Annotated in this window: 19 protein-coding genes and 1 pseudogene; 11 read left to right on the forward strand and 9 right to left on the reverse strand. The window is 71.7% G+C overall.

Going from position 1 to position 19,901, the window contains the following annotated elements; all coding sequences use genetic code 11:
- Positions 1 to 202 precede the first annotated feature (202 nt).
- Positions 203 to 1,426, forward strand: a complete 1,224-nt coding sequence (locus ACH4ZX_RS07210; protein WP_398268806.1) for a Rieske 2Fe-2S domain-containing protein — start codon at positions 203 to 205, stop codon at positions 1,424 to 1,426.
- A gap of 331 nt (positions 1,427 to 1,757) precedes the next feature.
- Positions 1,758 to 3,395, forward strand: coding sequence for a hypothetical protein (locus tag ACH4ZX_RS07215; RefSeq protein WP_398268809.1), 1,638 nt, complete (start codon positions 1,758 to 1,760; stop codon positions 3,393 to 3,395).
- 150 nt (positions 3,396 to 3,545) lie between these two features.
- Here ACH4ZX_RS07215 and ACH4ZX_RS07220 read toward each other — a convergent pair whose 3' ends face one another.
- Positions 3,546 to 4,646 (reverse strand): NADH:flavin oxidoreductase/NADH oxidase, encoded by a 1,101-nt coding sequence (locus tag ACH4ZX_RS07220; RefSeq protein ID WP_398268812.1) that lies wholly within the window; start codon positions 4,644 to 4,646, stop codon positions 3,546 to 3,548.
- A 452-nt stretch (positions 4,647 to 5,098) separates the two neighbouring features.
- Here ACH4ZX_RS07220 and ACH4ZX_RS07225 point away from each other — a divergent pair, with 452 nt between their 5' ends.
- The 3 genes from ACH4ZX_RS07225 to ACH4ZX_RS07235 all read left to right on the forward strand — a co-directional run bounded on the left by ACH4ZX_RS07225 (position 5,099) and on the right by ACH4ZX_RS07235 (position 7,350).
- Complete coding sequence (locus tag ACH4ZX_RS07225; protein ID WP_398268815.1) at positions 5,099 to 6,151, forward strand: isopenicillin N synthase family dioxygenase; 1,053 nt, start codon at positions 5,099 to 5,101, stop codon at positions 6,149 to 6,151.
- Positions 6,152 to 6,180: 29 nt separating this feature from the next.
- The gene (locus ACH4ZX_RS07230; RefSeq protein WP_398268818.1) at positions 6,181 to 6,768 is read left to right on the forward strand and encodes a helix-turn-helix domain-containing protein; all 588 of its coding nucleotides are present in this window, start codon (positions 6,181 to 6,183) and stop codon (positions 6,766 to 6,768) included.
- A gap of 201 nt (positions 6,769 to 6,969) precedes the next feature.
- Positions 6,970 to 7,350, forward strand: coding sequence for a VOC family protein (locus ACH4ZX_RS07235; protein WP_398268821.1), 381 nt, complete (start codon positions 6,970 to 6,972; stop codon positions 7,348 to 7,350).
- Between the two features lie 14 nt (positions 7,351 to 7,364).
- Here the strand turns inward: ACH4ZX_RS07235 and ACH4ZX_RS07240 are convergent, their stop codons facing one another.
- The 5 genes from ACH4ZX_RS07240 to ACH4ZX_RS07260 all read right to left on the reverse strand — a co-directional run bounded on the left by ACH4ZX_RS07240 (position 7,365) and on the right by ACH4ZX_RS07260 (position 11,820).
- A complete protein-coding gene (locus tag ACH4ZX_RS07240; protein WP_398268825.1) occupies positions 7,365 to 7,712 on the reverse strand; it encodes an antibiotic biosynthesis monooxygenase family protein in 348 nt (115 codons plus the stop codon).
- Positions 7,713 to 7,867: 155 nt separating this feature from the next.
- Positions 7,868 to 8,050, reverse strand: a complete 183-nt coding sequence (locus ACH4ZX_RS07245) for a hypothetical protein (protein WP_398269156.1) — start codon at positions 8,048 to 8,050, stop codon at positions 7,868 to 7,870.
- A gap of 232 nt (positions 8,051 to 8,282) precedes the next feature.
- Positions 8,283 to 8,909 (reverse strand): hypothetical protein, encoded by a 627-nt coding sequence (locus tag ACH4ZX_RS07250; protein WP_398268827.1) that lies wholly within the window; start codon positions 8,907 to 8,909, stop codon positions 8,283 to 8,285.
- Between the two features lie 448 nt (positions 8,910 to 9,357).
- Entirely contained in the window at positions 9,358 to 10,938 is a 1,581-nt protein-coding gene (locus ACH4ZX_RS07255; RefSeq protein WP_398268830.1) for an MDR family MFS transporter, read from the reverse strand.
- Between the two features lie 159 nt (positions 10,939 to 11,097).
- Complete coding sequence (locus ACH4ZX_RS07260) at positions 11,098 to 11,820, reverse strand: TetR/AcrR family transcriptional regulator (RefSeq protein WP_398268833.1); 723 nt, start codon at positions 11,818 to 11,820, stop codon at positions 11,098 to 11,100.
- Positions 11,821 to 11,966: 146 nt separating this feature from the next.
- Between ACH4ZX_RS07260 and ACH4ZX_RS07265 the strand changes: the two genes are divergently transcribed.
- The 4 genes and pseudogenes from ACH4ZX_RS07265 (at position 11,967) to ACH4ZX_RS07280 (ending at position 14,894) form a co-directional block, all read left to right on the forward strand.
- On the forward strand, positions 11,967 to 12,689 hold the full coding sequence (locus ACH4ZX_RS07265; RefSeq protein WP_398268836.1) for an IclR family transcriptional regulator: 723 nt from the start codon (positions 11,967 to 11,969) through the stop codon (positions 12,687 to 12,689).
- Positions 12,690 to 12,812: 123 nt separating this feature from the next.
- Positions 12,813 to 13,505 (forward strand): annotated as a pseudogene (locus ACH4ZX_RS07270) (alpha/beta fold hydrolase); the annotation flags it as partial.
- On the forward strand, positions 13,468 to 13,953 hold the full coding sequence (locus ACH4ZX_RS07275; RefSeq protein ID WP_398269159.1) for a hypothetical protein: 486 nt from the start codon (positions 13,468 to 13,470) through the stop codon (positions 13,951 to 13,953). The pseudogene ACH4ZX_RS07270 and the gene ACH4ZX_RS07275, both read left to right, overlap by 38 nt.
- Positions 13,950 to 14,894, forward strand: a complete 945-nt coding sequence (locus ACH4ZX_RS07280; protein ID WP_398269129.1) for a 3-carboxyethylcatechol 2,3-dioxygenase — start codon at positions 13,950 to 13,952, stop codon at positions 14,892 to 14,894. Before ACH4ZX_RS07275 ends, ACH4ZX_RS07280 begins: the two co-directional genes overlap by 4 nt.
- Positions 14,895 to 14,898: 4 nt before the next feature.
- Here ACH4ZX_RS07280 and ACH4ZX_RS07285 read toward each other — a convergent pair whose 3' ends face one another.
- The 3 genes from ACH4ZX_RS07285 to ACH4ZX_RS07295 form a co-directional block, all read right to left on the reverse strand.
- Positions 14,899 to 15,669 (reverse strand): D-Ala-D-Ala carboxypeptidase family metallohydrolase, encoded by a 771-nt coding sequence (locus tag ACH4ZX_RS07285; protein WP_398268839.1) that lies wholly within the window; start codon positions 15,667 to 15,669, stop codon positions 14,899 to 14,901.
- 34 nt (positions 15,670 to 15,703) lie between these two features.
- Entirely contained in the window at positions 15,704 to 17,059 is a 1,356-nt protein-coding gene (locus ACH4ZX_RS07290) for a GH25 family lysozyme (RefSeq protein ID WP_398268842.1), read from the reverse strand.
- A 204-nt stretch (positions 17,060 to 17,263) separates the two neighbouring features.
- The gene (locus ACH4ZX_RS07295) at positions 17,264 to 18,217 is read right to left on the reverse strand and encodes a LysR family transcriptional regulator (RefSeq protein WP_398268845.1); all 954 of its coding nucleotides are present in this window, start codon (positions 18,215 to 18,217) and stop codon (positions 17,264 to 17,266) included.
- 137 nt (positions 18,218 to 18,354) lie between these two features.
- Here ACH4ZX_RS07295 and ACH4ZX_RS07300 point away from each other — a divergent pair, with 137 nt between their 5' ends.
- A complete protein-coding gene (locus tag ACH4ZX_RS07300; protein ID WP_398268848.1) occupies positions 18,355 to 19,095 on the forward strand; it encodes an SDR family oxidoreductase in 741 nt (246 codons plus the stop codon).
- Positions 19,096 to 19,179: 84 nt separating this feature from the next.
- Entirely contained in the window at positions 19,180 to 19,803 is a 624-nt protein-coding gene (locus tag ACH4ZX_RS07305) for an ester cyclase (protein WP_398268851.1), read from the forward strand.
- Positions 19,804 to 19,901 lie beyond the last annotated feature (98 nt).

Raw genomic sequence — 19,901 nt, forward strand, 5'->3', positions numbered from 1 at the left:
CCTCCCCCCCCGCGCTCCGGGGGCCCGCCCGGGGGGGGGGCCACCCCCCCGCCCCGGCGCCGCGGCGGGGGGCGGGGGGGGGCGGGGGGGGGCCCCCCCCCCGCCCCCGGCCCCCCCCCACCCGTCCGGACGTGCTGGGCGGGCCATGGCGGCGGGCGACGGTCAGCATGGGCGGGTGCCGTCCCATGGCGAGGGGAGACGTATGACCGACACCGACGTCGACGCAGCCGGTGGACGTCGGCGCCCCCGAGGACGCCACGACCCGGGTCCCGGTCCCGTCGACCTGAGGCGTGTCGGGGCGAACCCGGACCACTGGTATCCGGTGGCCCTGTCGAGAAACGTGCGCAGGGGCCGGGTGATCGCGACCGCCTTCGCCGGTGAGCGCATCGCGCTCTACCGCGGCGAGAGCGGCGCGGTCCACGCGCTGGAGGACCGGTGCGCCCACCGGCAGGTGCCGCTGAGCATGGGCGTCGTGGACGGTGACGCGCTCCGCTGCTGCTATCACGCGTGGGCCTACCGAGGAGACGGCCGGATCTCCCAGATCCCGTACCTGTCCAAGGGCGACCGACGTCCGTCGCGCGGTGTGCGCGGCTACCCCGTCCACGAGGCCTACGGCCTGGTGTACGTGTTTCCCGGCGACCCGCGGAAGGCGTCGGCCGCCGCGCTGCCCGTGCTGCCGGCGTTCGGCTCGCCCCGGTACCGGACCATGACCTTCTCCCGGTCGGTACGCTGCCACTACTCGTTCATGCACGAGAACCTGCTCGACATGAACCACCAGTTCCTCCACCGGGGCGTGGTCGGCAGACTCCACCCCGAACTGCTGGAACACCGCACGTCCGCACGGTCCGTGGAGGCCAGGTACCTGTTCACCCACGCCGGCGGCAAGCGCAACCTCGGCGCCGGTCTGCTGGCCGGCGAGGGCCTGCGCGGCGGGGATTCAGCCGACGTGATGACCATCCGGACCGAATACCCGTACCAGACGCTCGACCTGGTCCCGGAGAAGGCCGAGCGTCCCGCGTTCCGCCTCTGGGCGGTGTACGTGCCCGAGGACGCCGAGCAGCGCACGTGTCGCGCCTACGGGCTGCTCATGATCGAGAAGCCCCGGGTGCCCGGCGTCCTGCATCTGGCCTGGCCGCTGATCAGGCACTTCACCGAGCGGGTGTTCGCCGAGGACCGCATGGCCGTAGAAGCCGAGCAGCGGGCGTGGGACGAGCAGGGCGAGGACCGCAACCAGGAGGTGTTCCCCCTGATCCTGGACGTCCGCGAAGTGCTGCGCGCCAATGGCGTCCCGCTTCCCGGCCGGTGCGGGCCTGCCGCCTGCGGGACCACCCCGCCGTGCGACGGCCCGGCGTCGACCGACGGCCACAGCCACCCGGGACCGGGCGGGTCCGCCGGTCCGAGCGGCCGGGCGGACGACGGAGGGTGAACGCCGGTCGCCTGTGAAAGCGGCCGACAGGGCGCTGTCACAGGCGACCGGCGGATCGACGGCGCGGAACGGGGCGGCTGAGCCGTCGCCCCGCGCGGAACCGGGAACGAGGGGTGCGGTTGACCGACGAAGCGATGGGCGACGACGTCTACCAGCCGGACGGGCTGAGCAGAGCGCTCGGGTGACGGCCCGTCCGCCCGCGCAGCATGGCGGCCGGATCCCGACCCCGTGCGTGGCTGACAGGTGCATGCAATCTGCGGATCATGATTGCTAACGTTCTTCCCTCATGTGGCTGATGGCGTGTCAGCCATGCCTGATGGAAAGGCTCCAGATGGGAAGACCCTCCCGCAGGGCGCGCTTCGTCGTCCGTACGTTGGTGACCGGCGTGCTGCTCGGCCTCGTACCGGTGTCGAACGCCGCCCCCGCCGCGGCCGCGGACGATCCCACCACCGCCTACGAAGCGGGTATGCCGGACGACAACTTCGACGACGAGGGCGCCGGGGAACAGGACGACTTCGCCGGCGCCACCTCGACCGGGACCTCCACACTGGTCGCGGGCCGCGCCGGGGACTTCCAGCTGAAGAAGGGCGGCGACCTCAGCGGGCTGGTGTCGCAGCTGGACGCCGCACTGCCCAAAGAGACCCTCACCGACCTCATGAAGGTGGAGAACACCAACCGGGACGCCGCCTGGGACGACGGATGCGGCACCAAGACGATCTACGACTCCGACCTGACGCCCTACCACCGCGTCTGCTGGAAGAGCGACGACGCCACGTCCACGGAGTGGGTGCCGCAGGCCATCACCGGTATCTCGGACGCCCAGGAGGACGAGACCTGGGGGACCTCTGACTCCAACCCGCTGGCCGTCGCCTCCTACGACGCGCAGAACCCGGGACGCAGCGACTACGCCTCGGGCGGACTCAACAACTGTCTGCTGTCCACCGCCGCCGACGCCTGCAACGAAAAGGGCGTCCGCGTCAGCTTCTTCAACACGACCTCGCACGAATACCGACACGTGCTGCTGGTCTGGCCGTACGTCAACTCCAGGAACCACATCTCGTTCGACGCCCTGCACGCGCGCGAGGGCTCGTGCGTGTCCGTCGTGACGTCGTCCTGCGCGGCGCAGAACGGCATCCACGCGGGCGGCATGGCCTGGTACGGCAACTACCTGTACGTCGCCGACACCGCCAACGGGCTGCGGGTGTTCGACATGCGCCAGATCCTGGACCTCAACCCGGACAACGACGACTCGGTCAACGACCCGACGCCCGACGGGCTGACGAGCGACGTCACGGAGAAGAAGCTGATCGGCCGCCAGAGCAACGTCTGGTACAGCTTCGGTTACCGGTACGTCATGCCCCAGGTCGCCTCGCTGAAGATGACGACGGCGAAGAACGGCGGGAGCACGGACAACAGCCAGTGCTACTCGACCGGCCGGCCCAAGGTGTCGTACGTCTCCCTGGACCGCACCGGCACCGACCACATGGTCATCGGCGAGTACTGCAACCTCAACGCCGGCGGCGACAGTCCCGGCCGGGTCGCCACCTACCCGATGACCGCGCTGACGACAGCCGTCGAAGGCGCGGCGGGCACCCTCGCCGACGCGGACGCGGCCTACGGCCTGCCGGCCACGGGGACGTTCAACGGCGAACCCCTGTGGCACAAGATCCAGGGGGTCATGCGGTACGAGGGCAAGTGGTACTTCCACCGCAGCAACGGCTACAGCACCGGCCGCCTGTTGCAGGCGACCGTGCAGACGGTCAACGGCACCGACCGCCTGGTCGCCGCTTCGACCGTCCTGAAGTCGGCCATCGGCCCCGAGGACCTGTACCTGACGCACGGCAGGGGCACCGGTCTCGCGCCTCAGCTCTGGTCACTGAGCGAGCACGCGTCGAGCGCCTGCTCCTCGTGCAAGCGGGAGATCTACAGCTACCCGATGAGCGATGTGATCGGCGGATTCGGTTCCTAGGGGCGACAGGGAACCAGGAATGCCGGTGACACACGTGTGGGATGCCTGAACGGGTGCATGATGCCGTCGTCGTGACCAGCCGCAAGCGGACACGGGGGCGGCGCAGGCCCGTGCCGGTGGGCGGGAACCGGTGTCCCGCCCACCGTCCGGTCAGGCCCGGTGGTACTGGACGGGCGCGGCGACCCGGCCGCCGAGCGCGGCGGCGGCGTGGCGCGGCCAGTACGGGTCGCGGAGCAGCTCGCGGGCCAGGAGAACGGCGTCGGCGCGGCCGGAGGCGACGATCTCCTGGGCCTGGGCGGGCTCGGTGATCAGTCCTACGGCGGCGACCGGCATGCCGGTCTCGTTGCGCACCCGTTCGGCGAACGGCACCTGGTAGCCGGGACCGGTCTCGATCCGGGCGTCGGGGGCGATGCCGCCGGTGGAGACGTCCATCAGGTCGACGCCGCGGGCCTGGAGCTCCTTGGCGAGGCGGACGGTGTCGTCGGCGGTCCAGCCCTCGCGGTCGTCCTCGGGATTCTCGCTGAGCCAGTCGGTGGCGGAGACCCGGAAGAACACCGGCAGCTCGTCCGGCCACACCGCGCGCACGGCGTCGACGACCTCCAGGGCGAAGCGGATCCGGTTCTCGAAGGAGCCGCCGTACTCGTCGGTGCGGTGGTTGCTGTGCGGGGAGAGGAACTGGTGGATCAGGTAACCGTGGGCCCCGTGGACCTCGGCGACCTGGAAACCCGCACCCAGCGCGCGTTCGGCGGCCTGGGCGAACTGCCGGACGACGTCCCGGATCTGGTCCGTGGTCAGCTCGGCGGGCGTGGTGGCGGAGGCGTCGAAGGGGAGAGCGCTGGGGGCGACCGGCTGCCAGCCGTAGGGCTCGTCCGGGCGGATCTGCCGGCCGCGGTCGACCCAGGTCCGCTCGGTCGACGCCTTGCGCCCGGCGTGCGCCAGCTGGATGCCGGGGACGACGCCCTGCGAGGTCAGGAAAGAGGTGATGCGGCGGAACGCGGCGGCCTGGGTGTCGTTCCAGATGCCGAGGTCGTAGGGGCTGATCCGGCCCTCCGGGCTGACGGCCGTGGCCTCGGTGATGATCAGCCCTGCCCCGCCGGTGGCCCGTGCCGCCAGGTGCGTGAAGTGCCAGTCCGTGGGGGCGCCGACCGCCTCGCCCTCGGGTTCGGCGCTGTACTGGCACATCGCGGCCATCCAGATGCGGTTGGGGACGGTCAGCGACCTGAGATCGTAGGGCGTGAAGAGGGAGGTCACAGGGACTCCTTGGCAGTGTCCTGAGCGGACGGCGGACGGGTGGCGCACCCCGCGGACACGGAACACGCTCCCCGCGAATCAATTGCATGCGCGGGCTTCTTATTCCCGCCGCCTACCGGCGCCCGCATCTACGAGGCCGCCCGCATCTACGAGGCCGCCTGTGTCGACGAACGACGGCGTCGGTCGAATGACCGACCGCCGCTCTTCATCTCGCCGCGCACGCTGCGGGCGCACCCGCACCGCGTCGACGCGAAGCTCGGCATCTCCTCGCCCTCCGCGCCGCGCGACGCGCTGACCGGCTGCGGGCACGTCGGCCGGGCAACGCGACCGTAACGACGCATTCATCGAGGGAATACGCATTCCCCGGGAGAATCTCTGAACGTCGCCTCCTGGCCAGGAGCCTTCCCTGCCCCGCCGTCCCCCTCGATCGACGGACGTCCTCCGGAGGAACCATGCCCGACAGCAGCCCGTTCAGCGTTCCCGTCGTGGACATATCCGCCTACACGGGGAAGCTCGGCGCCCAGGCACGGGCGGCTGTCGCCCGCGCCATGGACGAAGCCTGCGCCACCGTCGGCTTCGTGCAGATCCTCGGCCATCGCGTGCCCGACGACGTGATCGCCGGGCTGACCGAAGCGGTCGACGGCTTCTTCGCGCTCGGCCTCCAGGAGAAGAAGGCCTACCAGGTGCCGGGCAACCGCGGCTACAGCCCGCCGAAGAGCGAGTCGCTGAGCCTCAGCCTCGGTGTGGAATCGGCGTCGCGCATGAACGACTTCTTCGAGGCGTTCAACATCGGCTCCGAAGCGCGCTGGTTCGAGGAACCGGACCTCTCGGAGGCCGACTACGGCATCAACGTCTGGCCCGACGTCGACGCCTTCCGGCCCAGGGTCGAGGCCTACTACGACCACGCCGCGCGGGTCGCCCGCACCCTGATGACCGTCTTCGCCGACGCGCTCGGAATACCCGGCGACTTCTTCGAGCACCTCACCGACCACTCCGTCGACGTGCTGCGGATGAACAACTACGCCCTTCCCGAGGGCACCGACGTCTCCCTCGACGGCGACCCGACCGGCATGGGGGAGCACACCGACTTCGGCTTCGTCACCGTCCTGTGGGCCGACCAGGTCGCCGGCCTGCAGGTCCTCGGCCGCGACAACGTCTGGCACGACGTCCAGCCCATCGACGGCGCTCTGCTGATCAACCTGGGCGACCTCACCGCCCGGCTCACGAACGACCGGTGGATGTCCACCCTCCACCGGGTGAAGCCCCCGGTGATCGACGGGACGATCAAGCGGCGCCGGTCGGTGGCGTTCTTCCACGACGGCAACATCGACGCGACCGTCGCCACCCTGCCCAGCCACCTCGACGCGGACGGAGGCATGGCCTACGAGCCGATCCTGGTGCGCGACCACATCGCGGCCAAGCTGGCCGGCTCGCGGCAGGGCAAGGCCAACACCGCCGCCGTGCGTGAGGCCTCCCGCGTCCTCGCGGCCCAGCAGGGTTCGTAGGCCGCGTTCGCTCTGACGGAAGCCGACTGATGGAAACCGGAGAACCCGTGGCGGACGCCGTCGCCCTCGCCGTCGGCGAACGCATTCGCCACTGGCGCACCGAACGCGGCCTGCTGATGCGGCAGCTGGCCGAGACCGCCGACATCGGGCAGCCGTTCCTGAGCAAGATCGAACGAGGAGAGGCCTCGCCGTCCATGCTGAGCCTGTACCGCATCGCGACAGCGCTCGACGTCACGCCGGGAGACCTGCTGCCGGTCGTGACGCCGCGACCCGGTGCGACGGTGGTACGGGCCCACGAGGGCCGCCGGATCGCGAGTACCGAGGAGTCAGCCATCCCGGTCCGCTTCATGGCCGGGATGGCCCACCACTCCTTCGAACTCTCCGAGATGGAGTTCGACCACACCCAGAACAACGACGAGTGGTTCGACTACCCCACCCCTGCCGCGACCTACCTGATCGCCGGACGTCTCGACGTGGACATCGAAGGCGACGGCAGGTACCGCCTCGGCCCGCGTGACACGATCTTCTACCCCGCCAGGGCACGCTGCCGCTGGGAAGCCGCCCCGGGCGGGCCCGTCAGGATCCTCCACGTCACCGCCCACGCACGGCACTCCTGAGTACGGCCGCGCACGCACTGTCGGGTACGGCTGAGTACGGGCTGCCTTCGCCGTGGCGGCGCTTCCCGTCGTCAGCCCGGAAAACCCTTCGCGCCCGCTCGCACGGCCCGGTACGGTCGCGAGCGTGTTCCCACGGTGGGGGCCCGAGGGCTCCGCGCCGCCGCTCCCGACAGTTCCCGTTCCGGAGAGCAGGTTTCGTCCATGGCATGTCGTATCAGTGAGCTCGTGCTCGGCTGCCGCGACCCCGAGGTGCTGGCGCGGTTCTGGTGCGAGGTCCTGGACTTCGTCGTGCTCGACCGCGAGGGGAACGACTGCATCGAGATCGGGCCGCGCGAAGGGTTCGGCGGTCCGCAGCCGACGATCATCCTCAGCCGCAGGGAAGAGCCGGAGCCGGGGAAGGCCCGGCTGCACATCGACGTCAACCCCACCGACCGCGATCAGGACGCCGAACTCGAACGCCTCCTGAAGCTCGGGGCGCGCCCGGCAGACATCGGCCAGACCGGTGAGGAGCAATGGCATGTTCTCGCCGACCCCGAGGGCAACGAGTTCTGCCTCCTCAAGGCCCGCCTGAACCCGCTCTGACGGCGCGGTGGCGGCTACGAGTCCGCCGGGCGGGTGAACCCGTAGGCGCGCTCGACCTTGGCCACGTGGAGCGCGAACGAGGAGTACCAGCGCTCGCGTCCGTGCGCACGGGCCAGGGCGTGCTCCGCGTGCTCCCGCCAAGCGGCGATCGAGTCCTCGTCCTTCCAGTACGACACCGTGATCCCCAGGCCGTCCGCGCGGCGGGCGGAATCGATGCCGAGGAATCCCGGCTGCTCGGCAGCCAGTTTCAGCAGTCGCTCGTCCGCCTCCCCGTAGCCGTTGTCGTCGGCGGTCCGCACGGCGGTGAACACCACGGCGTAGTAGGGCGGCGCGGGCAGCGGCGCGGGCGCAGGATCGGTCACGGAAGTCCTCCAACAGACGACACGGGCAGTACCGCCTCAAAGGATCTCGCGCACCCACCCGAACCCACAACCCTGTTTCGCTCGCCCGGGGTGGCCGACACATGGTCCCTCACACACCGACGCGTGCGGGGCGGTGATGCGGGTGCGTGGGGGAGTCACACCATGGCTGCCTGAAACGCCTTCATGCAGGCAAAGCAGTGCTTGTCCGTCGGCTCCTGCCGGCTGGGCTGCTCCGGCTTCTCCACACCGCACAACGTAGAGGTCTTGTCAGCCGTCAGGACATGCCACACCGGTTCTCCTGAGGGGTCCGCGCCCTGCCACATTTCGTGCATGGTCACCTCCCAGGTCGATGTGGAGAACACTCCCATACGAGCACGGCCGGCATGGGGCGGCCTCTTGTGGAGGCCGAACGGGCTACCCCGGCAGTCGGCCGGATCAGCCGAGCCCGCCGGACCGCGGGCGCGGCGTCACCGCCGAAGTCGGTCGTTCGACGAAACGCGAAAGCGGGGGAGCACGACGAGTCACCCCCCGACCGGCTGCAGCGGTCCGCCGTCACATGCGTTCGGCGGCTCAGGTGTCGTTCGACTTCACCACGGTGTACATGACCGACCTGTTCTGCTTGTGCCGCTGGATGCGCCCCTTGGCCACCAGCGCCTCCAGGGTGTTGCGCACGACCTGCGGCGTGGGCTGCCGGTCCGGGTGTGCGCGCAGCAGTTCCTCGCGCAGTTCCGCCGCGAGGCGGGGCTCGCTGTGCGCGGCGAGCAGTTCCAGCAGCAGGTCCTGGAGGAGAACCGGCCGCTCTTCCTGCTTGCCGGCACCCTTGGCGCCGGTCCTGCCGACGCCCGTCCTGCCGGCCCGGGTCTCGCGCTGACGGGTGTCCGGGCTCGCACCTGCGTCGCGCGGACGCCCGGTCGGGGCTTCGGCGGCATCGGGCGAGGTGGCCGGGGTGACAGGGGCCGACACCTCTGCCTCGTTCTCCGCCTGCTGCGGTACGGGCGGCAGGTCCGGGGCCGTGTCGGACGCCGCGTCAGATGCCCCCGCGAGCTTCAGGATGTTCAGGAGCAGTGACTCCTCCTGGTGCAGAGCCTCCAGTTGACGCGTCAATTCCTTCTGCCGGCGGCGATTCTCGGCCAGATCGGAGATCGCCTGCTCGGCATACCGTGACCGGATCGTGGTGGTGGCTGATGTGGTGGGCACAGCCGTTCACTCCCTCAGTGTGGATGACTCGACGCATGCTACTGGGAGCGCAGGAGCCTGCCGAGGCCGGGCAGCGCGGCAAATACACGCGGACGCGCCCCGTCGCGGGGCACATGTGCGATCGAGGGTGTCCGCCGACGATATGCGGCGCGGCGCGGGCCGTCATCGACCCGACGTGTGAACCGGCATGAGCGGGCTGAGAACCGGCCTGTGAGGTGGTCGCCCACACGCGGACCCACGAGTGCGGCGCCCGGGCGCCGAGACCCGCGCGCGCCCCGGCCCGTACGACGACGCATTGCTGCACGGGGCCGACTGACGACGGGTCGGCCGACGACGGGCCGGCCGACGACGGGTATACCGGCAACCGGGCGGCCAGCCGACGGCACACCTGGTCGGTGAGGTGGCCGCACGCGCGGTCACGCGCGGTGCGGCTTGCGGACGCGGAGCTCTACCGGGTGTCTGCCTGGGCGTCGGCGAGGGGCTTTTCCGGCAGGATCAGCGCGAGCACCAGGCCGACGCCGAAGACCGGGGTGAGGTACAGGAACACCGGGGTCAGTGCGTGCTGGTAGGCGTCGACGACCAGGGACCGGGTCTGTGCCGGGAGGGCGTGGACCAGGGCCGGGGTCAGCGACCGGGAACTGCCCACGGAGGCGGTGGCGTCGCCGGGCAGGGTGGAGGCCAGCCGGTCGGTGAGCCGGGAGGCGAACACGGAGCCGACGGCGGCGGTGCCGAGAGTGGCGCCGATCTCCCGGAAGAAGTTGTTGGACGAGGTGGCGGTGCCGACCTCGGCGGCCGGGAAGTCGTTCTGCACGGCGAGCACGAGCGTCTGCATCAGCAGGCCGACGCCGGCGCCCATGAGGAACACGTAGACGCTGACGAGCACGATCGAGTCGTCCATGGTGAGCGTCGACATCAGGAAGACGGCGAGACCGGTGACGACCGAACCGGCGATGGGATGGACCCGGTAGCGGCCGGTCCTGCTGATCAGGAAGCCGGACGGGACGGCGGTGCTCATGATGCCGACGACCATCGGCATCATCAGCAGCCCCGCCTCGGTGGCGGTCCTCCCGTACACCATCTGCAGGTACGTGGGCAGGTAGCCGACCACGGCGAACATGCCCACCCCGACGACGAGCAGGCCGATCAGGGTGGAGAGGTTGAAGATCCGGCTGCGGAAGACGCTCAGCGGGATGATCGGCTCGGCGACCCGGCCCTCGACCGCGAGGAACAGCACCCAGGCGACGACGCCTCCGGCGGCCAGGCCGAGGATCAGCGGGTCGGTCCAGCCGTAGTCGTTGCCGCCCCAGGTGGCGACGAGCACCGTACAGGTGACGGCCGCGGCCATCAGCACGAAGCCGGCGTAGTCGAAGACGACCTTGACCGGGCGGCGCGGCAGACGCATGCCGAAGGCGCAGATGGCCAGGGCGAGGGCGCCCAGCGGCAGGTTGATCCAGAAGCACCAGCGCCAGTCGGAGCTGTCGGTGAACCAGCCGCCCAGCAGCGGCCCGACGACGGAGGCGAGACCGAACACGGCGCCCATCGGCGCCATGTACTTGGCCCGCTGCCGGGGCGGCACCAGGTCGGCGATGATCGCCTGGGAGGTGATCATGAGGCCGCCGCCGCCGAGGCCCTGCACGGCCCGTCCGGCGACGAGCGGGGCCATCGACTGCGCGGCGCCCGCGAGGACGGACCCCAGGACGAAGACGGCTATGCCGGTGAGGAAGACGGCCTTGCGGCCCAGCAGGTCGCCGAGCTTGCCGTAGGCGGGCATGCCGATGGTGGCGGCGAGAATGTAGGCGGTCGTCACCCAGGCCATGTGGCTGACGCCGTCGAGCTCCCCCACGATCGTGGGCAGGGCCGTGGAGACGATGGTCTGGTCGAGGGCGCCGAGCAGCATCGCGATCATCAGGCTGGCGTAGATCAGCCCGAAGTGGCGCGGTACGCGGGTGGGTTCGGTGGACGGCTCGTCGGCCGTGCCCTGTCCGGGGGTGCCGGGATCGGGGCGGGCCGCGGCGGGTGCAGCGGGCATGTCCGGAACTCTCTGAGTCGGTGGGTGGTGCGGGCAGCCCGGAGCGAGCCGGCGGCCGGATGTGCGGCGACGGACGGCTCCGGGCCACGGGCCGTCTGAGCGGGGGGCCGTGGAGACCACGGAGCGGGGAAGGGCGTTCCTGAGGGGAAGGGCCGTCCCTCACTCGGGCTGGTCGGGGACGAGCGTGCGCAGCAGGTCTGCGGCACGCCGCAGTTCCGCGGCCAGGGAGGAACTCCCCGGCTCGTCGGTGTCGCGGTGCCCGGCCCCGGTGCGCGTGTCGTCGCGGCCGTGGCTCTCGGGGTGCTCCTCGCCGGAGGACCACTGGTGGAGGCCGACGCGGACCACGGAGAAGGCCAGGGCGGTCAGCAGGGCGGGCAGCGGGTCCGTCGTGGGGACGCCGAGGCGGTCGGCGACGACGCCGGTCAGTTCGCTCTCGAAGGCGTCGAACCGGGCGTGCAGAAGGGCGGCCAGTTCGGGGTGGGCGGACGCGATCCGGACCATGGCCCGGAAATGGTGGCGTCCGCCCGGGAGCATGAGGTCCTCGTCCGTCTGCTGGGTGAGGACGTCCACCAGGTCGTGCAGGACGCGGCGCGGTCGCGGGTCACCGGCGGCGAGCCGGTGCCGCTGCTCGTCGGAGAGCGGCGGCGGAACCACGACGAGGGCGGATTCCTTGGTCGGGAAGTAGTTGAAGAAGGTGCGCGGTGAGACACCTGCCTCGGCGCTGATCATGTTGACGGTCACCTGCGCCAGCCCGTCACGCTCCACCAGCCGCACGGCCGCGACGTGGATCTTGTGCCGGGTCTCGCGCCGGCGCCGGGCGCGCAGATCCTCGGGTGCGGCGGAGGACGCCGTGGAAGCGGAGCTGCGGGAAGGAGAGGACACACCCTCATTTTTGCAGATCATGCAAAGATTGCACAAGCTGCAATTTTCTCGGCCCCCGAACGCCGACACGCTGTCGGCCCTCGGCGGGAAGCGCTCGGACACGGCCGGGAACGGCCCGCGCGAGCAGGGGTTCTAGGCTTCGGCGTATGGCGGATTCCCCTCGCGCTACCGGCACCCAGACGCTCGCCCGCGGACTGCGCGCCCTGCAGCTTGTCAGCACGGCGGGCGACGGTCTGAGCATCCAGGAGGTCGCCCAGGAGCTGGACGTCCACCGGTCGATCGCCTCCCGGCTGCTGTCGACCCTCGCGGACTTCCACCTCGTGACCCGCGGCGGCGACGGCCGCTACCGCACCGGCACCGGGCTCGCCGCGCTCGCCGCCGGCATCCACGCGACCCTGCGTGCGACCGCGGAGCCGGTCCTGCACGAACTCGCCGCCGGTCTCGGCGCCACGATCTCGCTCCTGGTGATCGAGGGGAGTCAGGCGGTGGCCCTGGCGGTGGTCGAGCCGCCGGGTGCCTCGTACCGGCTCAGCTTCAAGACGGGCAGCCGGCACCCGCTGGGGCGCGGCTCGGCGGGCGTCGCGCTGCTCGCGGCGCAGTCGCCCGCTCCCGGTGAGGCCGCGAACGTCACCGAGGCGCGCGAGCGCGGCTTCGCCGCGACGTTCGGCGAGGTCGAGCCCGGCGCCTACGGGGTGGCGGTGCCGATCGCGGTCGACGGTCTCCCGGCCGCCTGCCTCAACCTGATCACCTCACGCGCCGAGATCGCCGAAGGCGCGGCGCCGACGCTCATCACGGCGGCCGAGCGGCTGCGCCGCGACCTCGGCCGAGGCCGGCGGCGGCCGCGGCCGCCTCTTGACATTGCTCTGTAACAGGCGTTCCATGAGCGCGATTGTGCAATTATCGATTCAGTGCGTGCATATAGTGCACAAGACGTCATGTCAGTCAAGAAGGAATCCGCGGCGCGCGACATCGCCCTGCCCTCGGGCCTGCGTATGCGGTACTACGAGGCCGGGCAGGCCGCTGCCGCGCCCGTCGTCCTGCTGCACGGCTCCGGCCCCGGCGCGACCGGGTGGTCGAACTTCTCGGGCAACATCGGCGCGATCGCCGACGCCGGATTCCACGTGATCGCCCCCGACATGCCGGGATGGGGCGACTCCGACGCGCAGGCGACGCGGGACATGGACCACGACAGGACCCTCGTGGAGTTCCTCGACACCCTCGGCCTGCCGAAGGCCGCCCTCGTCGGCAACTCGATGGGCGCCCACACCGCGATCCGCTTCGCCACGCTGCACCCCGAGCGCGTCACCCACCTGGTGACGATGGGCGCCTCGCTCGGCCGCGGCCCCGCCACCCTCTTCGGCGCCGGCGACGGACCGAGCGAAGGGCTGAAGGTTCTCGTCCGGGCCTACAAGGACGCGAGCCCGGAGAACATGAAGGCGCTCGTCGAGATCATGACCTACGACAAGGAGCGCTTCGCGACGCCGGAGCTGACCCGGGCCCGCTCCGAGGCGGCGCTCGCCCGCCCCGACCACCTCCGCAACTACGTCGAGGGCCTCGCGCACGGCGCCCCGATCCCGGTCAGGGTCGACCGCGACAAGATCCCCGGCATCCAGGCGCCGACCCTGCTGATCCACGGCAAGGACGACCGTGTCCTGCACTACGAGATCAGCCTCTGGCTCCTGGCCGTTCACCGACTCCGCCGGCGAACACTCGCCGGTCGGCCTGCAGTTCATCCAGCCGCGGGTCAACACCTGCGACGCCACGGACGTCCTCCTCGACGAGGTCACCGGCGACTGGTGGACCCTCGCCACCTGGGGCACCGACCCGACGGCCTTCCTCTGTGCCGCGGACCTCGCGCTCGTCCGCCGTCACCGGTTCCGACTGCTCTCCTTCATGCCCGAGACGCAGCGCGCCCGGGCCGAGAAGCGGTACGCCGGCTCCCCGGCACCGGTCACCGTCGTCGGCGACAGCACCGGGGCCCTGAAGGACTGGTTCGACGTCCGCGCCTGCGGCCTGGTCGTGCTGCGCCCCGACCGCTTCGTGGCCGCCGCCTCCCTCACCCAGCAGGCCTCCCGGACCCTCGCCGCCGTCGTCACCGCGGGGTCGCTCGTCCGGGAAGGAACCCGCGCATGACCCTCGCCCTCGTCACCATGTCGCACAGCCCCCTGCTGGAGTACGCCGACCCGCCCGCCGAGGTGGCCGGCGCCGTCCAGGGCGCCTTCGACGCCGCACGGGCCTTCGTCGAGGACTACGCCCCCACCCTGGTCGTCTGCTTCGCGCCCGACCACTACAACGGCTTCTTCTACGACCTGATGCCGCCGTTCTGCATCGGCTACCGGGCGCGGGGCGTCGGCGACTACGGCACCGCCGAAGGGCCGCTGAACGTGCCCGCCGAGCGCGCCGAGGAACTGGCCCAGTGGGTCGCGGAACGCGACATCGACGTGGCGATCTCCCGCCGCATGGAGGTCGACCACGGCACGGTCCAGCCGCTGGAGATCCTCTTCGGCTCACTCGCCGCCGTGCCGACCGTCCCGGTCTTCGTCAACGGCGTCGCCAGGCCCTTCGTGACGATGCGCCGGGTCCGCCGCCTCGGCGAGGCGATCGGCGGCTACCTCGCCGCGCTCCCGGACGAGCGCGTGCTCGTCATCGGCTCCGGCGGCCTCTCCCACGACCCGCCGGTGCCGCAGTGGGCCACCGCCGACGACACCGCCCGCGCGATGCTCCTCGACGGCAGGCACCCCACGGCCGCCGCCCGCGACGCCCGGCAGCAGCGGGTCATCGACACGGCGAAGGCCTTCGCGGCGGGCACGGCCACCATCCGGGACCTCAACCCCGAATGGGACCGGGCCCTGATGGCGACCCTCGCCTCCGGCGACCTCACCCCGGTCGACGCGATGACGGCCGAGCGGATGGCCGAGGAAGCCGGCAACTCCTCCCACGAGGTCCGCACCTGGGTCGCCGCCTTCGCGGCGCTCGGTGCCGCGGGCCCGTACGAGGTGACGTACGAGTTCTACCGGCCCGTGCGGGAGTACATCGCCGGCTTCGGCGTCATGACGGCGCGGACCGCGCCGTGACGGTTCAGGCCACGCCGTCCTGCCACCACCAGAACTGCGACCCGTAGGGGTACTCGACGCGGCTGTCCACGTGCTGCCACGACACCGAGTACGTCTCCAGGCCGGAGAAGCCGCAGGTCTCGGCGATGCGGTAGACGGAGAGCGTGGAGAGCCCCGAGACCACCACGTCCGCGGCGACGCCGTAGGTGTGCATGCTGTTGGAGGCGCCGCCCACCGAGGAGTTGTACGAGACGCTGCGGAAACCGGAGTTGATGGTGACGGCTCTGCCGCCGGCCTTCTTGCGCAGCGCCTCCAGCTTGTACATCAGGCGCCGGACGTTCTCCTTCACCTGGGTGGAGGAGACGTTGCCGCCGGTGAAGCCGGCGCCGTCGTGCGAGGTGAACTCGCTGAAGTCGAAGTGCGCGGTCGAACCGTCCGAGCTCTCCAGGGCGTTGAGCGCCGACTGGGTCGCCGGGCCGGCCACGCCGTCGGCGCTGAGCCCGTACGCGGACTGGAACCGCTTGACCGCGGCGGCGGTGCCGGAGCCGAAGTCGCCGTCGACGGCGACATAGGTCTGCTTGGCGCTGTCGGCGGCCCAGCCGGCCACCCGGATCTGGAGTTCGGCGACGTCCGCGCCGGTGGAGCCCTGGGACAGCGTCCTGGACCAGCTGTAGGCGGCGGCCGGGGCGGCCGCGGCCGCGCCCAGCAGTCCGGCGGTGCCGACGGCCGCGGTGAGGCCGAAGGCGGTGCGCAGCACACTGCGGCGGCCGGGGCGGGTTCGGGGGTCGGGGGTCATGGCTGTCTCCTCACGGGATCGGGATCGTCGGGGTTCAGGAGGTGACGAGAGAGCGCCAGGTCAGCGGGCCGACGATGCCGTCCGCGGTGAGCCCGTGCGCGGACTGGAAGGCGACGACGGCGTTGTAGGTGTTCGTGCCGAAGCTGCCGTCCACCGTCAACGAGGCGCCGCTCGCGTTGAGTTCGCTCTGCACGGCGGAGACGGCCGGCCCGCTGCTGCCCTTCTGCACGGTGACGACGAGCGCGGCCCAGGTCAGCGGGCCCACGATGCCGTCGGCGTCGAGTCCGTTCGCGGACTGGAAGGCGACGACCGCGTTGTAGGTGTTGGTGCCGAAGCCGCCGTCCACGGTGAGCGAGGCGCCGTGTGCGTTGAGCAGGTACTGGATCGTCTTCACCGTCTGCCCGCTCGCGCCCTTCTTGACGGTCGGCCAAGCGGTCGTGGTGGAGCCGCCGGTGCCGAGGGCGAGCGCCTGCAACTGGGCGGTGGTGCCGTTGAAGACGTCCTGGTCGCCGGGGAAGGTGCCGGAGTCCGCGTACTGCCAGATGCTCTGCGCGCTCCACCCGGCCGGCAGGGTGCCGACGCTGCTCGCGTAGCGGGCGATCCACAGCGGGTTGGTGGCGGCGAGGGCGCTGGTGTTGCCGGTGCAGGTGCTCCACCAGTCGGTGGTGGTGTAGATCATCGGGTAGCGGCCGGAGAGGGCGTACATCTCGTTGCTGAACGCCTTGATCCAGGACACCATCGCGCTGGTACCGAGCCCGTAGCAGGAGGCGCCGTAGGGGTTGTACTCGATGTCCAGGGCCGGCGGGAGCGTGAAGCCGTCGGCGGTCCAGCCGCCGCCGTGGGCGAAGAACCAGTCGGCCTGGGCGGCGCCGCCGGAGACGTCGGGCAGCGCGAAGTGGTAGGCGCCGCGGATCAGTCCCGCGCTGCGGGAGCCGTTGTACTGCTGGCTGTAGTACGGGTTGGTGTAGCTGACGCCCTCGGTCGCCTTGACGTAGGCGAAGGCGGCGCCGTTGGCGGCGACGGACGTCCAGTCGACGTTGCCCTGGTGCCCGCTGACGTCCAGGCCGAGCGGGCCGGCGGAGACCGCGGCGGCGGCTTCCACGGAGGCGACGTTGGAGGCGGTCCGCGCCGCGGAGACGCTGCCGTCGAGCGAGCTGCCGGCGTGCGCGGTGCCCCGCCGGGGCATCGGCGCCGCGTCTTGGCCGGCACGCGCCGCGGCGGAACCGGCGGACGTCGCCGCCCGGTCGTCGGCACCCCGACCGGCGGCGCCGGCGGCGCCGGGAACGGACATCAGGAGCAGCCCCGCCAGCAGCGGAGCGAGGACAGCGGCCGTGCGAAGGCGCAGGCCGGAGAGGGGGGAGGGGAGCCGGGCCGGTCTGTTCTCGGGCATGGGAAATCTCCGCACGGTGGACGGGCGGTACAGGATTCGGCTGTCATTTCATGTACATGACAGCCGAATCCTAGGAGCCGCCCGCCGCCCGGGGGAAGAGGTGTCCCGCGGTGAATCTACGCGCAGAGACCGGCCGCCGCACCACCCCCGCCCACAGCCGGCGTCGGGCGGTGAGCCTGTCCCGCCCCGCGGGGTGGAGCCGTATCAGTCCGCAGGGGTGTCGAAAGGCGCGTCGGCCGAAGCCGTCGGCCGGGTGTCGTGGGTGCGGAGGTGCCCGGGCAGGACGCACGCCTGCCGGGCGAGGAGCTCGGCGAAGGCGGTGGTGAGCGGGTCGGGCCGGGTGCGGGTGTAGGCGGTGAGGGTGCGGCGCAGCGGAGGGTCGAGGCGCAGTGCGACGCCGTCGAATTCACGCGGGACGATGTTGGCGGGCACCAGTGCCGGGCCCAGTCCGGCGGCGGCGAGCAGGGGGACCGCGGAGGTCTGTTCGGCACGGACCGCGACCTTGGGCTGGAAGCCCGCGTTCGCGCAGGCCCGGTCGAGGAGGTCGGCGAGGCCGTTGCCGGTGGCGAAGTGCACCCAGTCGCGGTCGGCGAGCGTGCTGAGGGCGACGCCCGCGGGAGCGCCGGCGGCGAGCGGGTCGTCGGCGGGCAGGACGACGACGAACTCCTCCACGCCGAGGTCGCGCACGGGGCCTTCCCAGCGTCGCGGGGTCGGGCCGACGGCGAGATCGGCCTGGCCGGCGGCCATCGCCGCCTCCAGCCGGCTGGGGTGCGGGTACTCGCGCAGCCGGATACGGACGCCCGGGTAGCGGCGGCGCCAGGCACGCAGTACCGGCGGCAGGACGCCGAGGCTGACGGAGTAGACGGTGGCGACCTCGAGTTCGCCGCCGTCGAGTCCCGCTGCCCGGCGGGCGGCGGAGCGGAGGCGTTCGGCGTCCTTGAGCGCGGCGCGGGCGTGCGGCAGCACGGCGCGGCCGAGGGGCGTCAGGCGGATCGTGCGCGGCAGGCGTTCGAGCAGCGGGCCTCCCAGGGAGGTCTCCAGGGCGCGGACCTGGTGGGAGAGGGCGGGCTGGGTGACGTGCAGCAGCTCCGCCGCCTGGGTGAAGGACCCGGTGTCCACGACCGTGACCAGGTACTCGAGTTGCCGAAGCGTCGCCATGAACAAATGTTATCGCCGCGCTCAAAAGCAAGTCTTGGACTCATCGGCGCAGCGTGGGAGAGGCTCATGCCGTGGCCGCCGCGCTCAGCGCGCGGACGGCGGATCCCTCTTCCCCGATCGTTCGACGGAGTACATCCATGCCTTCTTCCACTGCTCTCGACGCGCGGTTCCTCGACGGGCGGCGCCTGGTCGTCATCGGTGCGGGCTCCCGTACGGGCAGGCTGATCGCCCGGGCGGCCTCGGCCGCCGGCGCCGACCTGGTGCTGGCCGGACCGGACCCGCGCAAGCTCGAGTGGACCGCCGGCGAACTGGCCGGCCCCGCCCTGGTGGCGCCGGTGGACCTGGCCGACGAGGACTCGATCGCCCGGCTCGCCCGGCGGACCGGCGCCTTCGACCATCTGGTGTCCACGGCGGCGATGCCCGCGAACGGGCCGCTGGCCGACCTCGAACTCGCCGCGGTGCAGCGGGCCTTCGCCGCGAAGGTGATCGGCCCGCTGCTGCTGGCCAAGCACCTGGCGGGGCAGGCCGACGCGGGCGGCTCGTTCACCTTCTTCTCCGGCGTGGCCGCCTGGCGCCCGGCCCCGGAACGGACCGTGATGGCCACCACCAACGGGGCGCTGGCCTTCCTGGTCCAGGCCCTGGCCGTGGAGATCGCCCCGGTGCGGGTCAACGCCGTCTCGCCCGGCATCGTCGACACCGGCTCCTGGGACGGGCTCGGCGCCGACAAGGAGGCGTTCCTGCGCCAGGTCGCCGAACGCAACCCGGCCCGCCGCGTCGGCACCCCCGACGACCTGGTCCAGGCCGTCCTGTTCGCGATGACCAACCCCTACGTCACCGGCACCGTGCTGCACGTCGACGGCGGCGGCCGGCTCGCCTGACACCCGGCGAGGCGGTCCCGGCGTCGACCGGCTCCGCCACGGCAGCAGCGACGACGACCACATCGAAACCGAGAGAGCTCCCTCATGCACAAGGTGATCCGTACCGTCCTCATCACCGCCGCCGCCATCGCCGGCGCGGCCGCGCTCACCGTCGGCGCCGCCATGGCCGTCGGCGCGTTCGACTACCACCAGCAGCCCGGCGAGCGGGCCGCACCGGCGTCGCCGCGCGACCTCGTCGACCGCTCGACCGGCCTGATCCGGCCCGGGTCGCTGACCGTGGACCGCTCGATCGGCCGGCGGCGGGCCTCCCAGGAGGTGCGCCTGGCCCAGCAGCTGTACACGTTCTGGAACACCGGCGAGCAGAAGTACCTCGACGCCGCCGTCAGCCCGCGCTTCCGGGACAACACGCTGCCCTCCGGCCGCCCCCAGGGCCCCGCCGGCCCGCTCTTCGCGTCGAAGAACTTCCGCGCCGCCGTGCCGGACCTGACCTGCGAACTGGCCGATCTCCTGGTCACCGGCGACAAGATCACCGCCCGGCTGGTCTTCCGCGGCCATTTCACCGGCACGTTCCACGGCGTCCACGGCAAGGGACAGCGGATCCGCTTCGACGCCATCGACATCCAGCACGTCGGCACCGACAAGATCGTCGAGGACTGGCACATCGAGGACAACGAGACCCTGCTGAGCCAGTTCGGAGTCACCGGCTGACCCACCCCCGGCGCCGGCCGCCTTCCCCATCGGCGCAACCGAGTCCCTCGTGACGAGTCCTCGCCGCGACCGTGATACTAATACCGGTATAAGTATTG

It is taken from the genome of Streptomyces sp. NPDC020490, from assembly GCF_044335305.1.
Classification (GTDB): Bacteria; Actinomycetota; Actinomycetes; order Streptomycetales; family Streptomycetaceae; genus Streptomyces.

What these genes read in the sequence shown, in the direction of transcription:
- ACH4ZX_RS07210 (WP_398268806.1), top strand. Translation starts at nt 203, where the DNA reads ATGACCGACACCGACGTCGACGCAGCCGGTGGACGTCGGCGCCCCCGA.
- ACH4ZX_RS07215 (WP_398268809.1), top strand. Translation starts at nt 1,758, where the DNA reads ATGGGAAGACCCTCCCGCAGGGCGCGCTTCGTCGTCCGTACGTTGGTG.
- ACH4ZX_RS07225 (WP_398268815.1), top strand. Translation starts at nt 5,099, where the DNA reads ATGCCCGACAGCAGCCCGTTCAGCGTTCCCGTCGTGGACATATCCGCC.
- ACH4ZX_RS07230 (WP_398268818.1), top strand. Translation starts at nt 6,181, where the DNA reads ATGGAAACCGGAGAACCCGTGGCGGACGCCGTCGCCCTCGCCGTCGGC.
- ACH4ZX_RS07235 (WP_398268821.1), top strand. Translation starts at nt 6,970, where the DNA reads ATGGCATGTCGTATCAGTGAGCTCGTGCTCGGCTGCCGCGACCCCGAG.
- ACH4ZX_RS07255 (WP_398268830.1), bottom strand. Translation starts at nt 10,938, where the DNA reads ATGCCCGCTGCACCCGCCGCGGCCCGCCCCGATCCCGGCACCCCCGGA.
- ACH4ZX_RS07265 (WP_398268836.1), top strand. Translation starts at nt 11,967, where the DNA reads ATGGCGGATTCCCCTCGCGCTACCGGCACCCAGACGCTCGCCCGCGGA.
- ACH4ZX_RS07280 (WP_398269129.1), top strand. Translation starts at nt 13,950, where the DNA reads ATGACCCTCGCCCTCGTCACCATGTCGCACAGCCCCCTGCTGGAGTAC.
- ACH4ZX_RS07285 (WP_398268839.1), bottom strand. Translation starts at nt 15,669, where the DNA reads ATGACCCCCGACCCCCGAACCCGCCCCGGCCGCCGCAGTGTGCTGCGC.
- ACH4ZX_RS07290 (WP_398268842.1), bottom strand. Translation starts at nt 17,059, where the DNA reads ATGCCCGAGAACAGACCGGCCCGGCTCCCCTCCCCCCTCTCCGGCCTG.
- ACH4ZX_RS07295 (WP_398268845.1), bottom strand. Translation starts at nt 18,217, where the DNA reads ATGGCGACGCTTCGGCAACTCGAGTACCTGGTCACGGTCGTGGACACC.
- ACH4ZX_RS07300 (WP_398268848.1), top strand. Translation starts at nt 18,355, where the DNA reads ATGCCTTCTTCCACTGCTCTCGACGCGCGGTTCCTCGACGGGCGGCGC.
- ACH4ZX_RS07305 (WP_398268851.1), top strand. Translation starts at nt 19,180, where the DNA reads ATGCACAAGGTGATCCGTACCGTCCTCATCACCGCCGCCGCCATCGCC.